Below are 17733 nucleotides of genomic sequence, written 5' to 3' on the forward strand. Positions count from 1 at the left end.
ACCGGGCATTGTGACCCAAAATCGCCGAAAATCGAATAGTTCTCGACGTTTAGGCTTAATTTTCTGCCGACAATATTAATTTCCGGCAGAAATCGCTCGTCATCTGGTCATTCTAACCGGCAACAAGCATTCAGAAACTTCTCGACCAGTCAGTGTGTAAACCGTCGGCGCATAAAAACATGCGCCGCGACTGGAAAGTCGCGACGCATGCACTATAGAGAAATAATTCGAACGACGATTAGAAGTCGTCGTTCTTCTCTGGTGCGACGAGGCCTTCGATACCGGCGAGCAGCTCTTCTTCCGACATACGGTCGAAAGCAACCACATCTTCCTCGGCAGCGTCTGCAATGCCTTCTGCAACTTCTTCCGAAGAAGAAGCAATCTGTGCAGGCGCAGCGGCTTCTGGCTCGTCGACTTCCACATGCTTCTGCAGAGAGTGGATGAGATCTTCCTTCAGATCATCTGGCGACAGGGTTTCATCAGCGATTTCGCGCAGCGCAACAACAGGATTCTTGTCGTTGTCGCGGTCGATGGTGATCTGTGCACCCTGGGAAATTTGGCGAGCACGGTGACCAGCCAGCAGAACCAGTTCAAAACGGTTCTCGACCTTATCTACGCAGTCCTCAACAGTGACGCGGGCCATGCGCGGTCCCTTTCATTTCTCGAACTTTATTGGATTTTCCCCACATAACGCTTGTGGAGCCAAATTACAAGCAAAAGCGGAATTGCTCGTGCCTCACCTCATGAAATCTGCCAAAAGAACGTCAATTTCATGGATTCACCCGATAAAACACGGCGGCGCGTCAAAACGGCACAATATTTTGTAAGCCAGAACGGGATTACTGAGACAAGACTCCCTTATAGGTAATTTTGTGCAGGTAAATAACAACCCATGGTTGCTTGTTTTTCTGTGATATATCCTTAGAAGGCAATAAACGCATTGGTAAAATTTGATACCACCCGCCGTTTAGAAAACAAACTGATAAGCGGTCGTCGGTCCACTCCCGTCCGGCCGTAGAGTGGATATATTGCACGATGTTCGATTCTCGTGAAAAAATTGCCCTTTTTATTGATGGCGCCAATTTATACGCCGCCTCGAAAACTCTGGGGTTCGATATTGATTATCGGAAGCTTTTGAAGGCATTTCAGAAGCGTGGCTATCTGCTTCGTGCATATTACTATACGGCATTGGTTGAAGATCAGGAATATTCCTCGATCCGCCCGCTGATCGACTGGCTGGATTATAACGGCTACAAGGTCGTCACTAAGGCTGCCAAGGAATTCACGGATTCCACCGGGCGTCGCAAGGTGAAGGGTAATATGGACATCGAACTGACAGTCGATGCCATGCAGCTCACCGATACAGTCGACCATTTTGTGATTTTCTCAGGCGACGGCGATTTCCGCTCACTTGCCGAAGCACTTCAGCGCAAGGGCCGCAAGGTTTCGGTTGTCTCGACCCTCACCACCCAGCCGGCCATGATTTCCGATGAATTGCGCCGCCAGGCCGATCATTTCATCGATCTGGTCTCGCTCAAGGCTGAGATTGGCCGCGATCCGTCGGAACGCGCACCGCGCCGCCAGGATGACGATCTCGACGACAGCTATTGACGCCGTCGTCGAGCCGGTTCATGCAGGGGCATGATTTCCGAACCATCTCCCAACTGTGATATCTGCCCCAGGCTGCACGCATTCCTGCAGGAATGGCGCCGCAAGGAGCCGTCGTGGCATAATTCACCGGTTCCACCGTTTCTGCCAGCGCATGATGACGATGTTCGGCTCCTGATTGTGGGGCTGGCGCCAGGTTTGCGCGGCGCCAATAGAACCGGACGCCCCTTCACCGGCGACTATGCCGGTGATCTGCTCTACAGCACACTGTGTGAATTCGGTTTTGCCACTGGCAAGTTCGAGGCTCGTCCTGACGACAGTTTGCGCCTGCTGGATGCCAGCATCGTCAATGCGGTGCGCTGCGTGCCGCCGGAAAACAAGCCCATCGGCGCCGAGATCAACAATTGCCGACAATTCCTGTTGCCGATGCTGACCCGATTTCGGAATCTGCAGGCAATCGTCACACTGGGAACGATTGCGCATCAATCGACGGTTCGTGCACTTGGTGCGCCGGTTGCGCGACATCCCTTCGGTCACGACCGGGCAAGCGACATTGGCAGCCTGCGCATTTTTTCCAGCTATCACTGCTCGCGCTATAACACCAATACCGGGCGGTTGACGGATACCATGTTCCGAACCGTATTCCGGAATGTACGCGACTATCTGAATCAAAAGAGCGCCTGAGGCGCTCTCATACTTTGCTGATCTTTATCCCTTATCCCGCATCAAGCGAGCCTTTTCACGATTCCAGTCGCGCTTCTTTTCCGTCTCGCGCTTGTCGTGAGTCTTCTTGCCTCGCGCCAGCGCCAGTTCCAGCTTCGCGCGACCCCGATCATTGAAGTAAAGCTTCAATGGCACCACGGTCATCCCGTCGCGTGATACCGAGTTGAACAGGCGGGACATTTCGCGTTTGCTGATGAGCAGTTTGCGCAAGCGCCGCGGCTCGTGGTTGAAACGATTGCCCTGCGTATATTCCGGAATATAGGAATTGATAAGCCAGAACTCGCCATTCTCAAAGCTCGCATAGCTCTCCGCTATGTTGGACTGATTGGCGCGCAGCGACTTGACCTCGGTGCCGGTCAGGACGAGACCGGCTTCGAGCGTATCTAGAATTTCAAAATTGAAGCGCGCCTTGCGGTTTTCCGCGATGATTTTGCGCACAGGAGAATTCTTGGGCTTGTTCATGATGGCACCATATAATGTGCAATGCCTGAAATGAAAACGCTCCCGAAGCTACGGGAGCGTAAAAATCAGCGAAAGCGGTAAACTTGACGGGTCAGTTGACCAGACCCGCATGCTTCATGGCCTGATCGATCTTCTCTGCCGTCGCGGCTTCCACAGTCACCATCGGCGAGCGCAAGACATTTTCCACGCGGCCGAGGCGCGACAGCGCATATTTCGGGCCTGACGGGTTTGGCTCGATGAAGAGTGCCTTGTGCAGCGGCATGAGGCGATCCTGCAATTCGAGTGCCTTGGAGAAATCGCCGGCCTGACATGCATCCTGGAATTCGGCGCAAAGACGCGGCGCAATGTTGGACGTCACCGAAATGCACCCTACCCCGCCATGGGCGTTGAAACCAAGAGCCGTTGCGTCTTCACCGGAAAGCTGGATGAAATCCTTGCCGCAGGTTGCGCGTTGTTCGGATACGCGCTCGATCTTGCCAGTCGCATCCTTGACGCCCACGATGTTCTTGTGATCGCGAACGAGTGCGCCCATCGTTTCCGGTGTCATGTCGACGATCGAACGACCGGGAATATTGTAGATGATGAGCGGGATCGAAATGGAGCGGGCCACACGCGAAAAATGTTCGTAAAGACCACGCTGGTTCGGCTTGTTGTAGTAAGGCGTGACGACGAGAACGGCATCAGCGCCAGCCTTTTCGGCATGTTGCGCCAGTTCGATCGCTTCCACAGTATTGTTGGAACCTGCACCGGCGATCACGGGAACGCGACCAGCTGCAACCTCAATGCAAACCTCAATGACGCGCTTGTGCTCGTCATGCGACAGGGTCGGTGTTTCACCAGTCGTGCCGACTGGGACGAGCCCTTTGGTGCCTTCTTCGATCTGCCAGTTTACAAATGCGCGAAAGGCTTTCTCGTCGAACGCTCCTTCGGAATCGAATGGCGTGACAAGCGCGGTAATTGAGCCCTTCAGCATTAGTGAACTCCTGAAAAAAGAAAGACTGGACCTCATTCCACCGATCAGCTTGGGATCACCCTGGGGCTTCTGACCGGGTTGAGGCGTTGCACAATAGTCTTGCCACACGAGTGGAGCAAGCGGGGTATACAGGCAAAACAAGGGCAATACGGCAGTTTTGCGACAAAATTTAAAGCGATCCCCAAGCTCCACCGGCTATTCGCTCGATTGCCTTTAGAAACATCGGCGGCCCGAAACAACCAAGATGCGGCAACACCGAAGCGATAACGCTTTAGTAAGGATAGATTCATTCCTTGAGCCTATCCTCATCATTGAAATAGCCAGTCAAAAACCGGGCTAAGAAAAGCCGGATTTCAACAACATATTGCACATCAACCAAGTCTTTGTTCTAGTTAGCCAATGTCAAAACAAGTCGCAGCGATATCCCTGAAAAGAAAAGCTCTCCTCGCGAGTTGCTTTGTTGCGGTTGCTCTGCAGCCGGTGATTTCGCTCGCCCAATCCTCGCTGCCGTCCGGCGTTCCCACCCCGCTTGCGCGTCCCTTTGCACCGACGACGACACACCAGTCGCCGATGAATCTGGTGACACCGAAACCGCGTCCGGCCACGCCTGATCCGGTCGTGACGTCAGCAGTCAGCCGCATGGAAAACCCGGCAGCGATTGGTGGAACGCTGAAAAGCGGGCTTGATGCCCTTTCCTCCCGTGACACGGCAAGTGCTATCGCATTCCGCAACGGGATGCCTCGTGGTTCGCTTGACCGCCAGATTCTGACGTGGGCTATCGCGACATCCGGTCTTGATGGTGTGCCGAGCGCTGAAATTGCAGCGGCGGCAACAGATTTGCGCGGCTGGCCGGGGACATCGGTTCTGCGCCGTAACTCTGAACGGGCCTTGTTCAAGGAAAATCCAGCTCCTGCGACCGTAATCGCAACATTCGGCAATACGCGCCCGCAGACTACAGACGGCATGATACTTCTTGCCCGCTCCTATGTCAGCACTGGAAATGCGGGCAAAGCGCGCGAACTGCTTTCACCATGGTGGGCTACACAGCGCTTATCAGCCGATGACGAGCAAAAGATCCTGAAAGAGTTCTCTGACGTTCTGACGCGCGAAGATCATCAGCGCCGTATTCTGCGTTCTCTTTATAATGACCGTATGCAGTCCGCAAAACTGCTTGCAGGTCCGGCACAGGCCCAATCGCTTCACAACGCTTATGCGGCAGTAGCACAGAAGTCTCCGAATGCCGCCAAGGCGATAGCGGACGTCGACCGCACGTGGCAGGGAAACGCCGCCTATCAGTTCCTGAAGATTCGCTATCTGCGTCGCGCCGAACGCTATAACGAGGCGACAGACCTCATGCTCAAGGCACCACGTCAGGCGTCGGCGCTTGTCGATCCGGATGCCTGGTGGGTCGAACGCCGCATCCTGTCACGGGAACTGCTCGACCTTGGCAAACCGCAGCTCGCCTACAAGCTGGTTTCGGCCCACGCCGCCGAATCGCCCACAATGGCCGCAGAAGCGGAATTCCATGCCGGATGGTATGCACTGCGCGCCCTGAACCAGCCGAAGACGGCTGCGCCACATTTTGCCAAGATCGCAGAAATCTCCTCGCGTCCGATTTCGGCGTCTCGTGCTTTCTATTGGCTCGGACGGTCGGCCGAAGCAGGTAGCGGTGGCGATGCGCGCGACTATTATCGCCGCTCCGCCCATTTCGGCACAACATTTTACGGACAGCTTTCGGCAGCCAAACTGAGCGAAAAAGCACCTGAGCTTATCTATCCAAGACCAACGGAAGCGGATCGCGCGCGGTTTGCGGGCCGTCCCGCCGTGCAGGCAATCAAGCGGCTGGAACAGGTCGGCTATAGCAGTCGCGCAACGACGCTCTACAATCAGCTTTCGCAGGAACTCGACAGTGTCGGCGAACTGGCTCTGCTGGCGGTCATGGCCGAGCGCAACGAGAACCACTATCTGGCGCTGCGCGTCGGCAAAAATGCTGCATTGCGAGGTCTTGATGTTGGTGCTCTCTCGCATCCGCTTGGCGCAATTCCCGCCAATGCCAATATAAGCGGATCAGGTAAGGCTCTAGCCTATGCTATTGCCCGGCAGGAAAGTGAATTCAACGTCGGCGCGGTTTCAAAAGCTGGCGCACGCGGTCTGCTGCAACTTATGCCAGCAACGGCCAAAAGCGTGGCGACCCGCAACGGCATGAGCTTCTCCGCGCCACGCCTCACGACGGATGCAGGGTATAATGCGACGCTTGGCGCCCATTTCCTCGGCGAGCAGCTTGACCGTTTCAATGGGTCTTACGTTCTTACCTTCGCCGGTTACAATGCAGGCCCTCGCCGCGCATCCGAATGGGTCGAGAAATATGGCGATCCACGTGGCAAGCCTATCGATCAGGTCGTCGACTGGATCGAACGTATCCCCTACTCCGAGACACGCAACTATGTTCAGCGCGTGATGGAAAACTACGAAGTCTATAAGGCCCGCCTGACCGGAAGTGCGGATATACAGACCGATCTGATTTACGGTCGCCGCTAGAGCGGTTCCGGTTAAAACGAAGTCGCTAGAACCGCTCTATCTCTTTGTTTTCACGCATGTCTTTATCCCAAAACCGGTTCCCACTTTTGGGAGACATGCTCTGAAATATCTCGCGCCTATATTGAGATGGTAGAAATGCTCTGAAATGAAAAAGCAGGCTATTCGCCTGCTTTTTTTGTCCGTCGTGATTTTGGTTTAGCAGCTGTTTTGCCGGGCTTTTCCGATTTCCTTGCGCTGGCTTTATTTGCTGCATTCGCCAGTTTCGTGGCTTGTGCGATCCAATCCTCGCGCTCCACGCGGCGTGGAAAACCTATACTCCGTTCGATCCAGCGTGATTCGTCATCGTTCCAGCTGGCAATCTGGTCGTAGTGAAACACGCCGATCCCGTTGAGCAGCCCCTGAACTGCCCCACCAATACCCTTAACGACTGTGAGATCATCAGGCTTTCCAAGGCGTGCAGCATCTAGAAGCTCTGGACGCCCCGGATCCTGATCCGGTTCCGTATTCACATCCGGCTTTTCCGTTTGCGAAGGCCAATTTCCGACGACTTCCGCGTCCGGCACGGCTTTCATTTGAGGCTTCTCTGGTTCGCTCGGCTGGGGCGAAGCCTTGGGTTCTGCAACCTTCTCCGGTATTTTGGTCTGCGTCACCGCTTCCGGCTTTTGATCGACAGGCAATGTAGCATGCGCCGCTGCAATGATCGTGCGCTCACGGTCTGGTATCGACGCACCTCTGCGCCGCACGAACCGGCCCAAAAGACAGCCTATAACGAAAGCGATGGCGACAAGAACAGCCAGTTGAACAATCAGCAACGGCATATGGTTTCCTCGTACTCCAAATTACTCAAATCCGACGAACATATTCGCCGTCAATTTTCCCCGCCCCAATTCGCCGCCACTACTTCGGACCGGTCAACCAGCCCACGCCCGCACCGATAAGAACCGCCGCAACGAGAACCGGCCAAAACGATACGGCTAGATAAAGCATTGTCAGGCCCGCCTTCTGTTCCGGAAACGGAAGATATGATCCGCTATGCCTATTCATAAAGAGAAAGGAAAGGCCCGAACAGGCGGACTGTCAATTCCGAACAGAAAACTAACGGGGGATGAGGATCCAAACTTGCTCAGCCTCACCGCGATTTAATCTACGGTTCGCGAATTTCGGCTCGTTCCAATTTCAGGCCAAAGGGCAGCGGCTGGTCCAATTGGGCTTGTATCTTTCGATAGCCGGCATTGTCTGCAGTCTCGCCCTTGATCGAGATATTGAGATCGGACATCTCGATCTCCCCTTTCGTCAGGTCAGAAACGAGTTGCAAAGCAAACTCCACCGAATCAACAAAGTTTGCGGGACTGCCTCGCCCTACAGCCATCTCGTCATCGAGCGGAATGCCAGGAGCCGCGTTTTCGGCCATCGTCATGATACGGTCTCTAACGTCGTTGTCCGGTACTGAACCAGACAGGACTATGCCGTCGGCACTCTTCTTTATCTGTAGCTGGTAGGGTGAAACGAGCGGCAGAACACTCGTCAGGTCGGTGATCTCCCGAAGCCCTCTTACCTTTTCAAGCGCATCCCGCGCAGCGGATTGCGTATCTGGATCGGGCGCTATGCCTTTCAGCGTGACGTCACGACCATCGACGTCGAAGCCGGTCCATATAAAAGGCGTGAGTGCTTCGCCAGTACGTGTTGCGATGTCCGTCTCGACCCGGTCTGCACCAAACCAGAGCGCAAGCGCTGTCAGCGCTGCGGTCCACGTTACACCGGGCCAAAACCATTTGAACATATCGTGGCGTCTCCACGCTGGAAATCATCGGATGCAAAGCGGCGAACACGTCCCGCTTTCTATTCGTACAAAGACCGAGTTTCCCGCAAAGGCAAGATCACAAACGTAAAAATCGGCAAACAAAAAACCCGGCAGCGATGCTGCCGGGTTTTTTTGAACAATCCCAAAGGGATTAGAACGAACGCTGGAAACGAACCATGCCCTGGAAGGCGTCTTCGCCGTTGAGGCTCGTGTTCTTGTCTTCCCACTTGGTGTACGAAACTTCCGGGGTGATCGTGAAGCCCGGAACCAGTTCGTAAGCAACATTTGCGGTTGCTGCGAAAGTTTCGGAGTCGTCATAAGCGAGCTGCAGGTTGAAGGTAGCCTTTTCGGTTGCCTTGAATGCAGCGCCACCCCAGACAGCCCAATCGCCGCCCCACGTGCCGTAGAACGAGTCGATTACGCGGTAGGATTCACCAGCAACGTTGGTCGCGTAATGGTCGTCGTTAGACTTGTAGCCACCCTGAACCCAGAGCGAGAAACGGTCGGTGATGTTTACGTCGCCGCGAACCTTACCGGCCCACTCTTCGTTACGAGCGTCGTAAGCTGCAACAGCTGCAATGGAACCCCAGCCGCCAGCGTACTTCAGACCGCCAACGATGTGCGGCGTGTAGTCGTTCAGCGTTACGTCAACGTCAGCGTCGCCGTTGCCGCCTTCTTCGAGCGACAGGATGGCCGAGAAGCCGTTGCCGCCGGTGAAGGTGTAGCTGATGAGGTTGGTGCGGTAGCCGCCAGCGAGGATCACGTCGTCGTTGATGACGTTGCCGAGGTAACCAGGGAAGGTCACGAAGGCCGATTCATCGAGACCAACGCGCAGGCCACCGAGCTGAATGTAAGCGTAGCGCAGCGAGCTGTTTTCGTTGCCCGATACTGGAGTGGTTGCTTCACCGTTACCGCCGCCGGTCCAGTTGTAACGCAGCTCGGTGAAGGTCTTCAGAGTGCCGAGTTCGGTTTCCGAAGCGGTCGAGAAACGGAGCGTTGCACGGGCCTGCTTATCCCAAGTGTCACGGTCCAGGTCGCTACGTACACGAGCATATACGTTGTCGCCGCCAGCTGCGTCGTAACGAACATAACCATGGATACGCAGGCAGGTTTCGGTGCCTGGGATGTAGAAGTAGCCAGCGCCGTAAGCATCGCAGACGCGGACATATTCAACGGCTTCTGGCTCTGGTGCGACGATTGCGTCGGCTGCCTGAGCGCCGGAAGCTGCAACCAGAGCTGCAGCGGAGCCAAGGAGAAGGCTCTTGATGTTCATTTCTGACCTCCAGTCAAAGTTAAAAATGGGTCTGGGCATTCTGATTTGGCTGAAGGACAACCTGTCCCCATCCCCTTTTGAAAAAGTCGCCCCGAAGCGCTCCTTCTTCTGGATGTGAAGATACTCGCCCGCTTTCTCGTTTCAACATCGAATGCACTCTCCCAACCTTTCTCGTGCTTCTATGAGGGAGGGTTGTTGCAGAAAAGACACGAAATTGCCCATTTCAGGGTGGGCTGTTTAGGGTTTATTAACATGAGTGAACGCGAATTAACGGGTCTTAACGCTTGAAAACACGCGATATTTGGCATCGTCCCCGTTTTCAGCCCGCGAATCCATGACTTCCCGTGCTCCGAGTGGAGAATATGTCAAAGCACCGTCGCGTACTGCCACATTAGCTGATTTGGGTGCGAATCTTTCTTGTTATACAGCTTGAAATGAGGCTGCCGACGCCTGGTGAAAGCGGCCGATTCCACGCATATTTCTGATTGCGTATATATAAAGTGCGATAATTCGCAGGAAATTTTACCAGTTGGCGCGCAATTCGCTTGAAATGACAAAGCGTACCGGCTATCTCGCCCTTACCGGAGAGGTGGCCGAGTGGTCGAAGGCGCTCCCCTGCTAAGGGAGTAGACCTCATAAGGGTCTCGTGGGTTCGAATCCCATCCTCTCCGCCAGCTGCCTCAAGCAAATCTCTTCACAAAAATCAGATCCAGATTGCCTCGCGATATGCGATTCCGTGCTTTTACGCACCGTTTTCGACGCATGTTGGATCACTTCCGATTTGCTGACTTTTTGAGTTTTGAATCCGCAAATTCCATAACGCATTGAAAATACATATTTATTGTAGAAGCCTTCGATTCTTGACTGGAGGTCAGAAATGAACATCAAGAGCCTTCTCCTTGGCTCCGCTGCAGCTCTGGTTGCAGCTTCCGGCGCTCAGGCTGCCGACGCAATCGTCGCGCCAGAGCCAGAAGCCGTTGAATATGTCCGCGTCTGCGATGCTTATGGCGCCGGCTACTTCTACATCCCAGGCACCGAAACCTGCCTGCGTATTTCCGGTTACGTTCGTTACGACGTAAAGGGTGGCGATGATGCCTATTCTGGCGTTGAACTGGGTGGCTGGGTGAAGCGTGCACGTTTCGCACTGCGCACGCATACTGCGACTGAAACGGAACTGGGTACTCTTCGTACGTTTACCGAAAACCGCTTTCAGTGGGACGCCGTTCCAGGAAATCTCGGTGACACCGGCTTTGAAGGCTATGGCGCTGATCGTCAGTCGACCACGCTGCAATTCGCTTATATCGAACTTGGCGGCCTTCGCGTAGGTCTCGACGAATCGTCGTTCCATACGTTCACTGGCTATCTTGGCGATGTCATCAACGACGATGTTGTAGCTGCAGGTGCTTATCGTACTGGCAAGATTTCTTACACCTTCACCGGTGGTAACGGCTTCTCGGCGACTGTTGCTCTGGAAGAAGGCGGCGAAGGCTATGTTGTCAACGACTATGTTCCGCATGTCGTTGGTGGCGTGAAATACGCCGGTGGCTGGGGTGCAATCGCAGCTGTAGTTGCTTATGACTCCGTTATTGAAGAATGGGCAGCCAAGGTTCGCGGTGACGTAAACCTCACCGACCAGTTCTCTGTCTGGGTGCAGGCTGGTTATTCCTCCGAAGAGTCTAACGATCAGATGTACGGTCAGTGGGGCGGCGACTGGGCCGTTTGGGGTGGCTTGAAGTACAAGGCCTCTGAAAAGGCTGTCATCAACGTGCAGGCTGCATACGAAGACTGGGGCAAGACCGCAGTTACCGCAAACGTTGCCTATCAGCTGGTTCCAGGCTTCACCATTACGCCTGAAGTCTCCTACACCCGTTGGGACGATGACCATCCTCTGCGTGTTACCAAGGATGCATTCCAGGGCATGCTTCGCTTCCAGCGCTCGTTCTAATAAGAGCGACGTTGAAAAATGCGCCAATGGGAAACCGTTGGCGCACATCCATTTAAAACACCGCTTACGATTAAGTGACACGATCCTTTCGAACAGGGAATTTCGAAAAGGATCGATAAACGAGGGGAATTCGGGGACGACAGAAAGCTGGGGGCAAACATGGTCTTTTAGAAAGGTCTAATCATGTCTCCGCATAAAGTTAGCTCACTTATCTTGTGCTCCGGGAATTATTTCATTAGTTGTATGCCTCATATATCAAAGGGGGGCGTGCAATGATCGTCGTTGGGGAAACGAAGATCGACACGGGCGACAAGTTTGCGCCGATAGTCGACTACCACTTAAAGTATACATCCAGCAAAAGTCCGAACCACCGGCTCGTCGAGCAATTTTCAGTGGCGGAACTGACGGGGAAATATATCAACATCCTGTGGGATGATGGATCACACAAGTATAATGTGAAGTCGTTTCTAGGCGAGATTGATGAGATTTTGAAGAGTGAACGCTTTTCAGGTTTCGATCAGCAAATGCTTGATTCCGTCATCGGTTCGCTTCGTGAGCGTGGCAACAGCAATGCAACCATCAATCGAAAGATGGCTGCGCTGAGCAAGCTGCTGCGAAAGGCGCACAAGATGGGAGATATCTTTAATCTACCGGAATTCGTCCGGCAGAAGGAGCGTGTGGGACGTATTCGATTCCTTGAGTATGAGGAAGAAAAGCGCCTTTTCGCCGCGATCAAGTCGCGCTGTGAAGATAGTTATCGGCTTTCCCTTTTCCTTGTCGACACGGGCTGCCGCCTTGGAGAAGCAATCGGTGTCACCTGGAACGATGTTCAGGATCAGCGGGTTACGTTCTGGCTCACCAAATCAAATCGCAGCCGCACTGTCCCACTCACCCGCCGTGCCCGCAAGGCTGCACATATCCCGCATGAGAAGCTCAAAGGCCCCTTCTCCATGCTCAATCAGGTCCGGTTCCGCCAGATCTGGAATGAAGCGAAGATGGAAGTCGGTCTTGGTACGGACGATCAGGTCGTTCCGCATATTCTACGTCATACCTGCGCATCCCGTCTCGTCCGGGGCGGGATCGATATCCGTCGTGTTCAGATGTGGCTGGGGCACCAGACACTCCAGATGACCATGCGTTACGCTCATTTGGCGACACATGATCTCGATTCATGCGTGAAAGTGCTCGAGGTCCACTAAAACGCATCTCGGAATGGGTAAACCGGTTTCGGACAAGGTGCGATATGGTTGAATGTTTGGAACGTCGATCTGGTTCAATCAGATCGACAGGCGTTTTTGATGGCTCCGGCACTGCGCGTTGGGCTTCTGGTTGTGAAACACCGACGGTGCGCACGCGCCCCTGAGGCGTGCAGATGTTCGGGTTCCGACCCGTTTCACTCTGCAGATCCTTATCGTTTAACTCGATTGGCGGACAGCAAGCCTGATCGTTCGCTTGGATTATTCAATCGACTAGAATCATTGTGATGGCACCAGTCACTGCAAGTTGCTATGCCTTCCGAGTTGGACAGGCGTAGGTGGATAAGATTTTCTCCAGCTCTTCGACTGCCCTCCTCACACGTTGATGGACTGAGAATCGACTGGAAATCGCCATGGGATCGCCTCGCCTTACACCACTCGTCGCAAGCTTGCCTTCTACTGTTCCTTTTATCGGCCCCGAAACGGTGGAGCTACAGCGCGGAAAGCCTTTCAAGGCACGGGTCGGCGCGAATGAAAGCAGTTTTGGTCCAGCGCCGTCTGTCCTTGATGCAATTCGGACCGAAGCGAGCGAAATCTGGAAGTATGGCGATCCTGAAAACTATGAACTGCGCCATGCCATTGCCGCACATCACGGCGTAAAGCCGCAACACATTATGCCGGGAGCAGGTGTCGACGCCTTGCTCGGGCTGGTAGTCAGACAATATGTTCAGGAAGGTGACAGGGTCATCAACTCGCTGGGCGGCTACCCAACCTTCAACTACCACGTTGCGGGTTATGGCGGAAACCTGGTTACTGTTCCTTATATCAACGACAAATCGGACCTCGACGGCCTGCTCGATTCGGCCCGCAAGCAAGATGCTGCAATTCTGTACCTCGCCAATCCGGACAATCCGATGGGAACCTGGCATATAGGTTCGGACATTCAATCCTTCATCGAGCGCGTTCCTGAAACCACCCTCCTCATTCTGGATGAAGCTTATTGCGAAACAGGGCCAGCGTCCGCCTTCCCGCCTTTTGAAACCGACCGACCCAACATTCTTCGGATGCGCACCTTCTCCAAGGCCTATGGTCTAGCGGGAATCCGATGTGGATATGTTGTCGGCAGCGCCGAAACCATCAAGTCTTTCGACAAGATTCGCGATCATTTCGCAGTGAATCGCCTTGCGCAGGCAGCAGCCATCGCCGCCCTCAAGGATCAGGCTTATCTGCGTGACGTAGTCGCGAAAATACAGGCAGGGCGCGATCGCATCGCTGCAATCGCTGAGGCAAACGGCCTTTCGGCCATCCCATCCGCTACAAATTTTGTCGCTATCGATTGCGGCAGGGGCGGAGCATTTGCCACTGCGGTTCTGAATGGACTGATAGCGCGTGATATTTTCGTACGCAAACCGGGCGCCCAGGTTCTGGATCGTTGCATTCGCGTAAGTGTTGGCATCGAGCAGCAACTCGATCTCTTCGAAGCAGCCCTTCCTGCCGCCTTGGAGGAAGCCCGGAAACACGCGGATTCTCGCGAAACTGCCTGAACGGTGGAGACCCATATGAAGATTCGATCCGACAGTCGGTCTCAGAACATTCTTTTCAGCACGCTTGCCGGGCTGTGCGGTGCCCTTGCAATTGCCGCTTATGCGGGAGCCGCCCATGGTGGAGAGAACCATCTGGGCAACATCGCTCCCCTGCTCCTCGGCCATGCGCCCGCATTTCTGGTGCTATCTCTCATTGTACCGTTCAGCCGTACCGCTTATCTGGGCGGCGCATTACTTGTGATCGGTCTCGCCCTGTTCTGCGGCGACCTCTTCATGCGTGACATGACAAGTGACCGGATATTTCCAATGGCCGCGCCGATAGGTGGATCGTTGATGATACTTGGCTGGCTCGCAGTCGCGGTCGCGGGCTGGTTCTCACGAACCAAATAAGAAGGGGAAAATAGGCCCCTTCTTATTCGAATAATCCTGATCAAATCAGGAATTGCCTTTCAGGCGTGCATTGCAGAGGCTGTAGTAACCGCCACCTTTTTGAATCCACTTCAAACCACCCAATGCATTGGCATCTTTCAGCCTATAATACTGCTCGAGGCAGGTGTGCATACGAGCCTTGCCAGCTGATTCGTTCGAAAACTTTGCAGAAACTGCCGTTGGAAATTTGACGCCTCTGGGCGCCGCAACCGTTGGGGCAGTTGGTTCACTGGTACCGTCGGTGCTGAAGGCAACTGGATCTGCACCAGGTCCGCATTCAGCCTTGCGGAAATCGTTCCATTTTGCAACATTGTCAACACCAGCGTCTTTTGCCGCCTGATACTTGGCGCTGCACTGCTTCATCGTTAAGCCCTTGGCGCTGTCATCAGCAGCAGTGCTTTTTGCCGTTTTCTTAGCTGGAGAAGCAGGTGCAGGAGCTGCGGCGGCATTTGCACCGCATTGCGCCTTGCGGAAATCGTTCCATTTCATGCCGCCAAGCGTGCCAGCATCTTTGGCAGCTTGATATTTCGCGCTACATTCCTTCATTGTCAGGCCCTTGGCACTGTCGTCTGCGGCAGGGGCGGCTGCACTCTTGGTTGCCTTTTTGGCTGGAGCTGACGGTGCTGCGGCAGCATCTGCGTCGTCTCCACATTGCGCCTTGCGGAAATCGTTCCATTTCATGTCGCCAAGCGTGCCAGCATCTTTGGCAGACTGATATTTTGCGCTACATTCTTTCATCGTCAGGGCGTTGGCGGGCGATGAAAAGGCAAATGCAGCAGCACTCATGATCATGGCGGTGCCGGCCATGGCGGTGATGGTTCGAATTGACATCTTGTCACTCCCTATCGAATGCAGCTCTTTCGATCACTCGGTACCTTTTACGCCTTGCGATCTTACTAATATAGAGGAACGGTAGATGTCATTGTTGCTCTGACCCGTTCCGTTTATACGCCAACATTGCGCTCCACAAAGTTGACTGTCAATCATTCGGTGAATATTACCTTCAGCTCAATACAAATTTTCTAACGGGCTTTCTTTGCTCGTTATGGTCATGCAGGTGGCATGAAGTAAAATTATAGTACTTCCTACCTCATGTCCGATTTTTATTCGAACAGAGTTAAAATCCGGAGACGATGCAGGTGATAGAGCGGATCATGATCATAGGCGGCGCCGGTTCGGGAAAATCAAGCCTTGCGCGTAGGCTAGGCGAGATTACCGGCTTACCGGTCATTCATATCGATACCCTCTACTGGCAACCGGGCTGGATAATGCGCCCGCGTGACGAGATCGGCCGTCTTACCAACGAAGCAGCAGATCAGGACACATGGATATTCGAGGGCAATCATAGCGAAACTATGATTTATCGTGCATCGCGAGCCGATACTCGTTTTTCTCGATATATCGACCGTGCGTCGCCTGTGGCGTGTATTCAAAAGAACCATAATCCATTACGGACGCTCACGCCCGGATATGGCGGAAGGTTGTGTGGAGCGTTTCGACTGGGGCTTCCTGAAATGGGTGGCAGGCTATCGCAAGAACGGTCGCATTCGCGCACTGGCCTTTCTGGAAGGTGCGCCTCAGCATCTCGCCAAGCGTCATTTGCGCAGCCCGCTTGACGTCAAACGCTTCCTCGCGCAGATGACGCACGAAATAAATCAAAACAAACAGCCGTCGCAATTGCGATAAATCTACAAACACGACCGTGAAATAACAATATTTCAAGCCGTGCGAAGCGTCGAAACGGCTGTTATATTTAACCGTCTCCCAAGACTTGACGCCGCGTGCTTTGACCCAACCCTCTGCACAGCGCGAATGCATGACAAGCCGGAATTCATTCCGGCACCGTAATCTATTTGCCGGATTACCGGCTTCTCGCTGTTCTGGAGTTTCCACGTGGCCGATATCGCTGATAACGCCGCCCCGCTCATCGATGCGTCGAAAGCCGCCGCATCAGACCGTCACCGCCTCTATGAAGATGCGATGGCTATGCTGATCGGCACGTCCTTCATTGCGCTCGGCATTACGCTTTATAGTCAGGCTATGCTGATGACCGGCAGCACGGCTGGTATCGCCCTTCTCATCCAGTATGCAACAGGCACGGAATTCGGATTGCTCTATTTCCTGATCAATCTGCCATTCTATTATTTCGCCGCGCGTCGAATGGGTTGGGCGTTCACCATCAGAACCTTTGTCGCAGTGGCCATGATGTCGGGCTTTGCTCGACTGATGCCCATGAGTGTCGATTTCTCAAGCGTCAATCCGCTCTTCGCAGCACTCATGGGCGGCACCCTGATGGGTATGGGGGTGCTGGCACTTTTCCGGCACCGCTCCGGCGTCGGCGGCGTCAATATATTGGCGCTCTATCTACAGGACGCTTATGGGATAAGAGCCGGCTGGTTTCAGCTCGGCCTCGATGTCCTTATCATGCTGATCTCGCTGTTCTTTATCCCGTGGGAAAACATGGTGCTTTCCCTGATCGGGGCGATTGCCATGAACCTCATCATCGCAATCAACCACAAACCGGGCCGGTATCTCGGTATAAGCTGAGTCAACAAAAAAGCCGCCTTGAAGGTGGCTTTTTTCATAACGACTATCTTGCCAGTCAGTGGGCGGTCATCCACTCACGCGCACCGCGCAGCGCTGCTGCCAGTTCGCCCTTGCTCATCGTCGCTGCCACCTGATTGCGCATACGGGCGGCCTTCTCGCTGCCGCGGATGGCGGCAATGTTCAGCCACTTGTGGGCTTCCACCACGTCGATCTCGCAATCACGGCCGATGGCAAATTTCATGCCCATTTCGAGAAGAATGCGATCCTGTGCGACTGCGTTGTGCGTATTCGAGAAGCTCTGAAACTGTGCCATTTTTCTCTGTCCCTGTTAAATCCCGAGAACCGTCCAGTCTTTATTTTCAAAGCCTGATTTCATTGCTTTGAAACTGCCGTCTCTGTCGTTCCGTTCATGCTCTCAAATCTACGGGAAAGGGTTGAAATGCGCGTTAAACCAGATGCTTAACGAGCAACCAACAAAATCCGAACAAGGGGTAAACTTGGGATTTTGTTAAACACGCAAGTGTCGCCGATTGCTGGATTTTTGCAAAAATTCGATTCAAATCCGCACGGTCGAACGAAACCAGTTGCTAACTATAGACAACATTCGAATGCGGCTGTGTGTGTAAAAAGGGCAGTATTTCAGGTGCCAAGCGAGACACAAATATCCCTCTTCCGCTTCGCCAAAAACTGGTTT

17 protein-coding genes and 1 tRNA gene are annotated in these 17733 nt (G+C 53.9%); 10 read left to right on the forward strand and 8 right to left on the reverse strand.

Annotated features, from left to right (window positions below; genetic code table 11):
• Window positions 1–238: 238 nt before the first annotated feature.
• Window positions 239–643, reverse strand: a complete 405-nt coding sequence (gene rpoZ, locus FIB18_RS06005; protein ID WP_010661630.1) for a DNA-directed RNA polymerase subunit omega — start codon at window positions 641–643, stop codon at window positions 239–241.
• 392 nt (window positions 644–1035) lie between these two features.
• Here rpoZ and FIB18_RS06010 point away from each other — a divergent pair, with 392 nt between their 5' ends.
• Both FIB18_RS06010 and FIB18_RS06015 read left to right on the forward strand, forming a co-directional pair.
• Window positions 1036–1611, forward strand: a complete 576-nt coding sequence (locus FIB18_RS06010) for a LabA-like NYN domain-containing protein (RefSeq protein WP_012092419.1) — start codon at window positions 1036–1038, stop codon at window positions 1609–1611.
• A 30-nt stretch (window positions 1612–1641) separates the two neighbouring features.
• Window positions 1642–2292 carry a uracil-DNA glycosylase gene (locus FIB18_RS06015; RefSeq protein ID WP_010661628.1) on the forward strand — a complete coding sequence of 217 codons (651 nt, stop codon included), beginning with the start codon at window positions 1642–1644 and terminating at the stop codon, window positions 2290–2292.
• 24 nt (window positions 2293–2316) lie between these two features.
• On the opposite strand, the gene smpB is transcribed toward FIB18_RS06015, so the two are convergent.
• Both smpB and dapA read right to left on the reverse strand, forming a co-directional pair.
• The gene (gene smpB / locus FIB18_RS06020; protein ID WP_010661627.1) at window positions 2317–2793 is read right to left on the reverse strand and encodes an SsrA-binding protein SmpB; all 477 of its coding nucleotides are present in this window, start codon (window positions 2791–2793) and stop codon (window positions 2317–2319) included.
• Window positions 2794–2884: 91 nt separating this feature from the next.
• On the reverse strand, window positions 2885–3766 hold the full coding sequence (gene dapA / locus FIB18_RS06025; protein WP_140019852.1) for a 4-hydroxy-tetrahydrodipicolinate synthase: 882 nt from the start codon (window positions 3764–3766) through the stop codon (window positions 2885–2887).
• A gap of 399 nt (window positions 3767–4165) precedes the next feature.
• Between dapA and FIB18_RS06030 the strand changes: the two genes are divergently transcribed.
• Window positions 4166–6304, forward strand: coding sequence for a lytic transglycosylase domain-containing protein (locus FIB18_RS06030; RefSeq protein ID WP_174977391.1), 2139 nt, complete (start codon window positions 4166–4168; stop codon window positions 6302–6304).
• 158 nt (window positions 6305–6462) lie between these two features.
• On the opposite strand, the gene FIB18_RS06035 is transcribed toward FIB18_RS06030, so the two are convergent.
• The 3 genes from FIB18_RS06035 to FIB18_RS06045 all read right to left on the reverse strand — a co-directional run bounded on the left by FIB18_RS06035 (window position 6463) and on the right by FIB18_RS06045 (window position 9378).
• On the reverse strand, window positions 6463–7122 hold the full coding sequence (locus FIB18_RS06035; RefSeq protein WP_012092421.1) for a 50S ribosomal protein L21: 660 nt from the start codon (window positions 7120–7122) through the stop codon (window positions 6463–6465).
• 326 nt (window positions 7123–7448) lie between these two features.
• Entirely contained in the window at window positions 7449–8084 is a 636-nt protein-coding gene (locus tag FIB18_RS06040) for a BON domain-containing protein (RefSeq protein ID WP_140019853.1), read from the reverse strand.
• Window positions 8085–8256: 172 nt separating this feature from the next.
• Window positions 8257–9378, reverse strand: a complete 1122-nt coding sequence (locus FIB18_RS06045) for a porin (RefSeq protein ID WP_010661622.1) — start codon at window positions 9376–9378, stop codon at window positions 8257–8259.
• Window positions 9379–9961: 583 nt separating this feature from the next.
• Here FIB18_RS06045 and FIB18_RS06050 point away from each other — a divergent pair.
• From FIB18_RS06050 to FIB18_RS06070, 5 genes are all read left to right on the forward strand, one after another.
• A tRNA-Ser gene (locus FIB18_RS06050) sits at window positions 9962–10052 on the forward strand.
• Window positions 10053–10255: 203 nt separating this feature from the next.
• Window positions 10256–11323, forward strand: a complete 1068-nt coding sequence (locus FIB18_RS06055) for a porin (protein ID WP_010661621.1) — start codon at window positions 10256–10258, stop codon at window positions 11321–11323.
• A gap of 272 nt (window positions 11324–11595) precedes the next feature.
• Window positions 11596–12522, forward strand: coding sequence for a tyrosine-type recombinase/integrase (locus FIB18_RS06060; RefSeq protein WP_140019854.1), 927 nt, complete (start codon window positions 11596–11598; stop codon window positions 12520–12522).
• A gap of 410 nt (window positions 12523–12932) precedes the next feature.
• Complete coding sequence (locus FIB18_RS06065; protein WP_140019855.1) at window positions 12933–14063, forward strand: pyridoxal phosphate-dependent aminotransferase; 1131 nt, start codon at window positions 12933–12935, stop codon at window positions 14061–14063.
• A 15-nt stretch (window positions 14064–14078) separates the two neighbouring features.
• Entirely contained in the window at window positions 14079–14453 is a 375-nt protein-coding gene (locus FIB18_RS06070) for a DUF423 domain-containing protein (RefSeq protein WP_140019856.1), read from the forward strand.
• Window positions 14454–14498: 45 nt separating this feature from the next.
• On the opposite strand, the gene FIB18_RS06075 is transcribed toward FIB18_RS06070, so the two are convergent.
• The gene (locus FIB18_RS06075; RefSeq protein WP_140019857.1) at window positions 14499–15323 is read right to left on the reverse strand and encodes an antifreeze protein; all 825 of its coding nucleotides are present in this window, start codon (window positions 15321–15323) and stop codon (window positions 14499–14501) included.
• 534 nt (window positions 15324–15857) lie between these two features.
• Here FIB18_RS06075 and FIB18_RS25150 point away from each other — a divergent pair.
• Both FIB18_RS25150 and FIB18_RS06085 read left to right on the forward strand, forming a co-directional pair.
• Window positions 15858–16178, forward strand: coding sequence for a P-loop NTPase family protein (locus tag FIB18_RS25150; RefSeq protein ID WP_235823002.1), 321 nt, complete (start codon window positions 15858–15860; stop codon window positions 16176–16178).
• 207 nt (window positions 16179–16385) lie between these two features.
• On the forward strand, window positions 16386–17039 hold the full coding sequence (locus tag FIB18_RS06085) for a YitT family protein (protein WP_140019858.1): 654 nt from the start codon (window positions 16386–16388) through the stop codon (window positions 17037–17039).
• Between the two features lie 55 nt (window positions 17040–17094).
• On the opposite strand, the gene FIB18_RS06090 is transcribed toward FIB18_RS06085, so the two are convergent.
• Window positions 17095–17352 (reverse strand): hypothetical protein, encoded by a 258-nt coding sequence (locus FIB18_RS06090; RefSeq protein ID WP_010661614.1) that lies wholly within the window; start codon window positions 17350–17352, stop codon window positions 17095–17097.
• Between the last annotated feature and the right edge of the window lie 381 nt (window positions 17353–17733).

This window comes from Brucella pecoris, from assembly GCF_006376675.1.
GTDB lineage: Bacteria > Pseudomonadota > Alphaproteobacteria > Rhizobiales > Rhizobiaceae > Brucella > Brucella pecoris.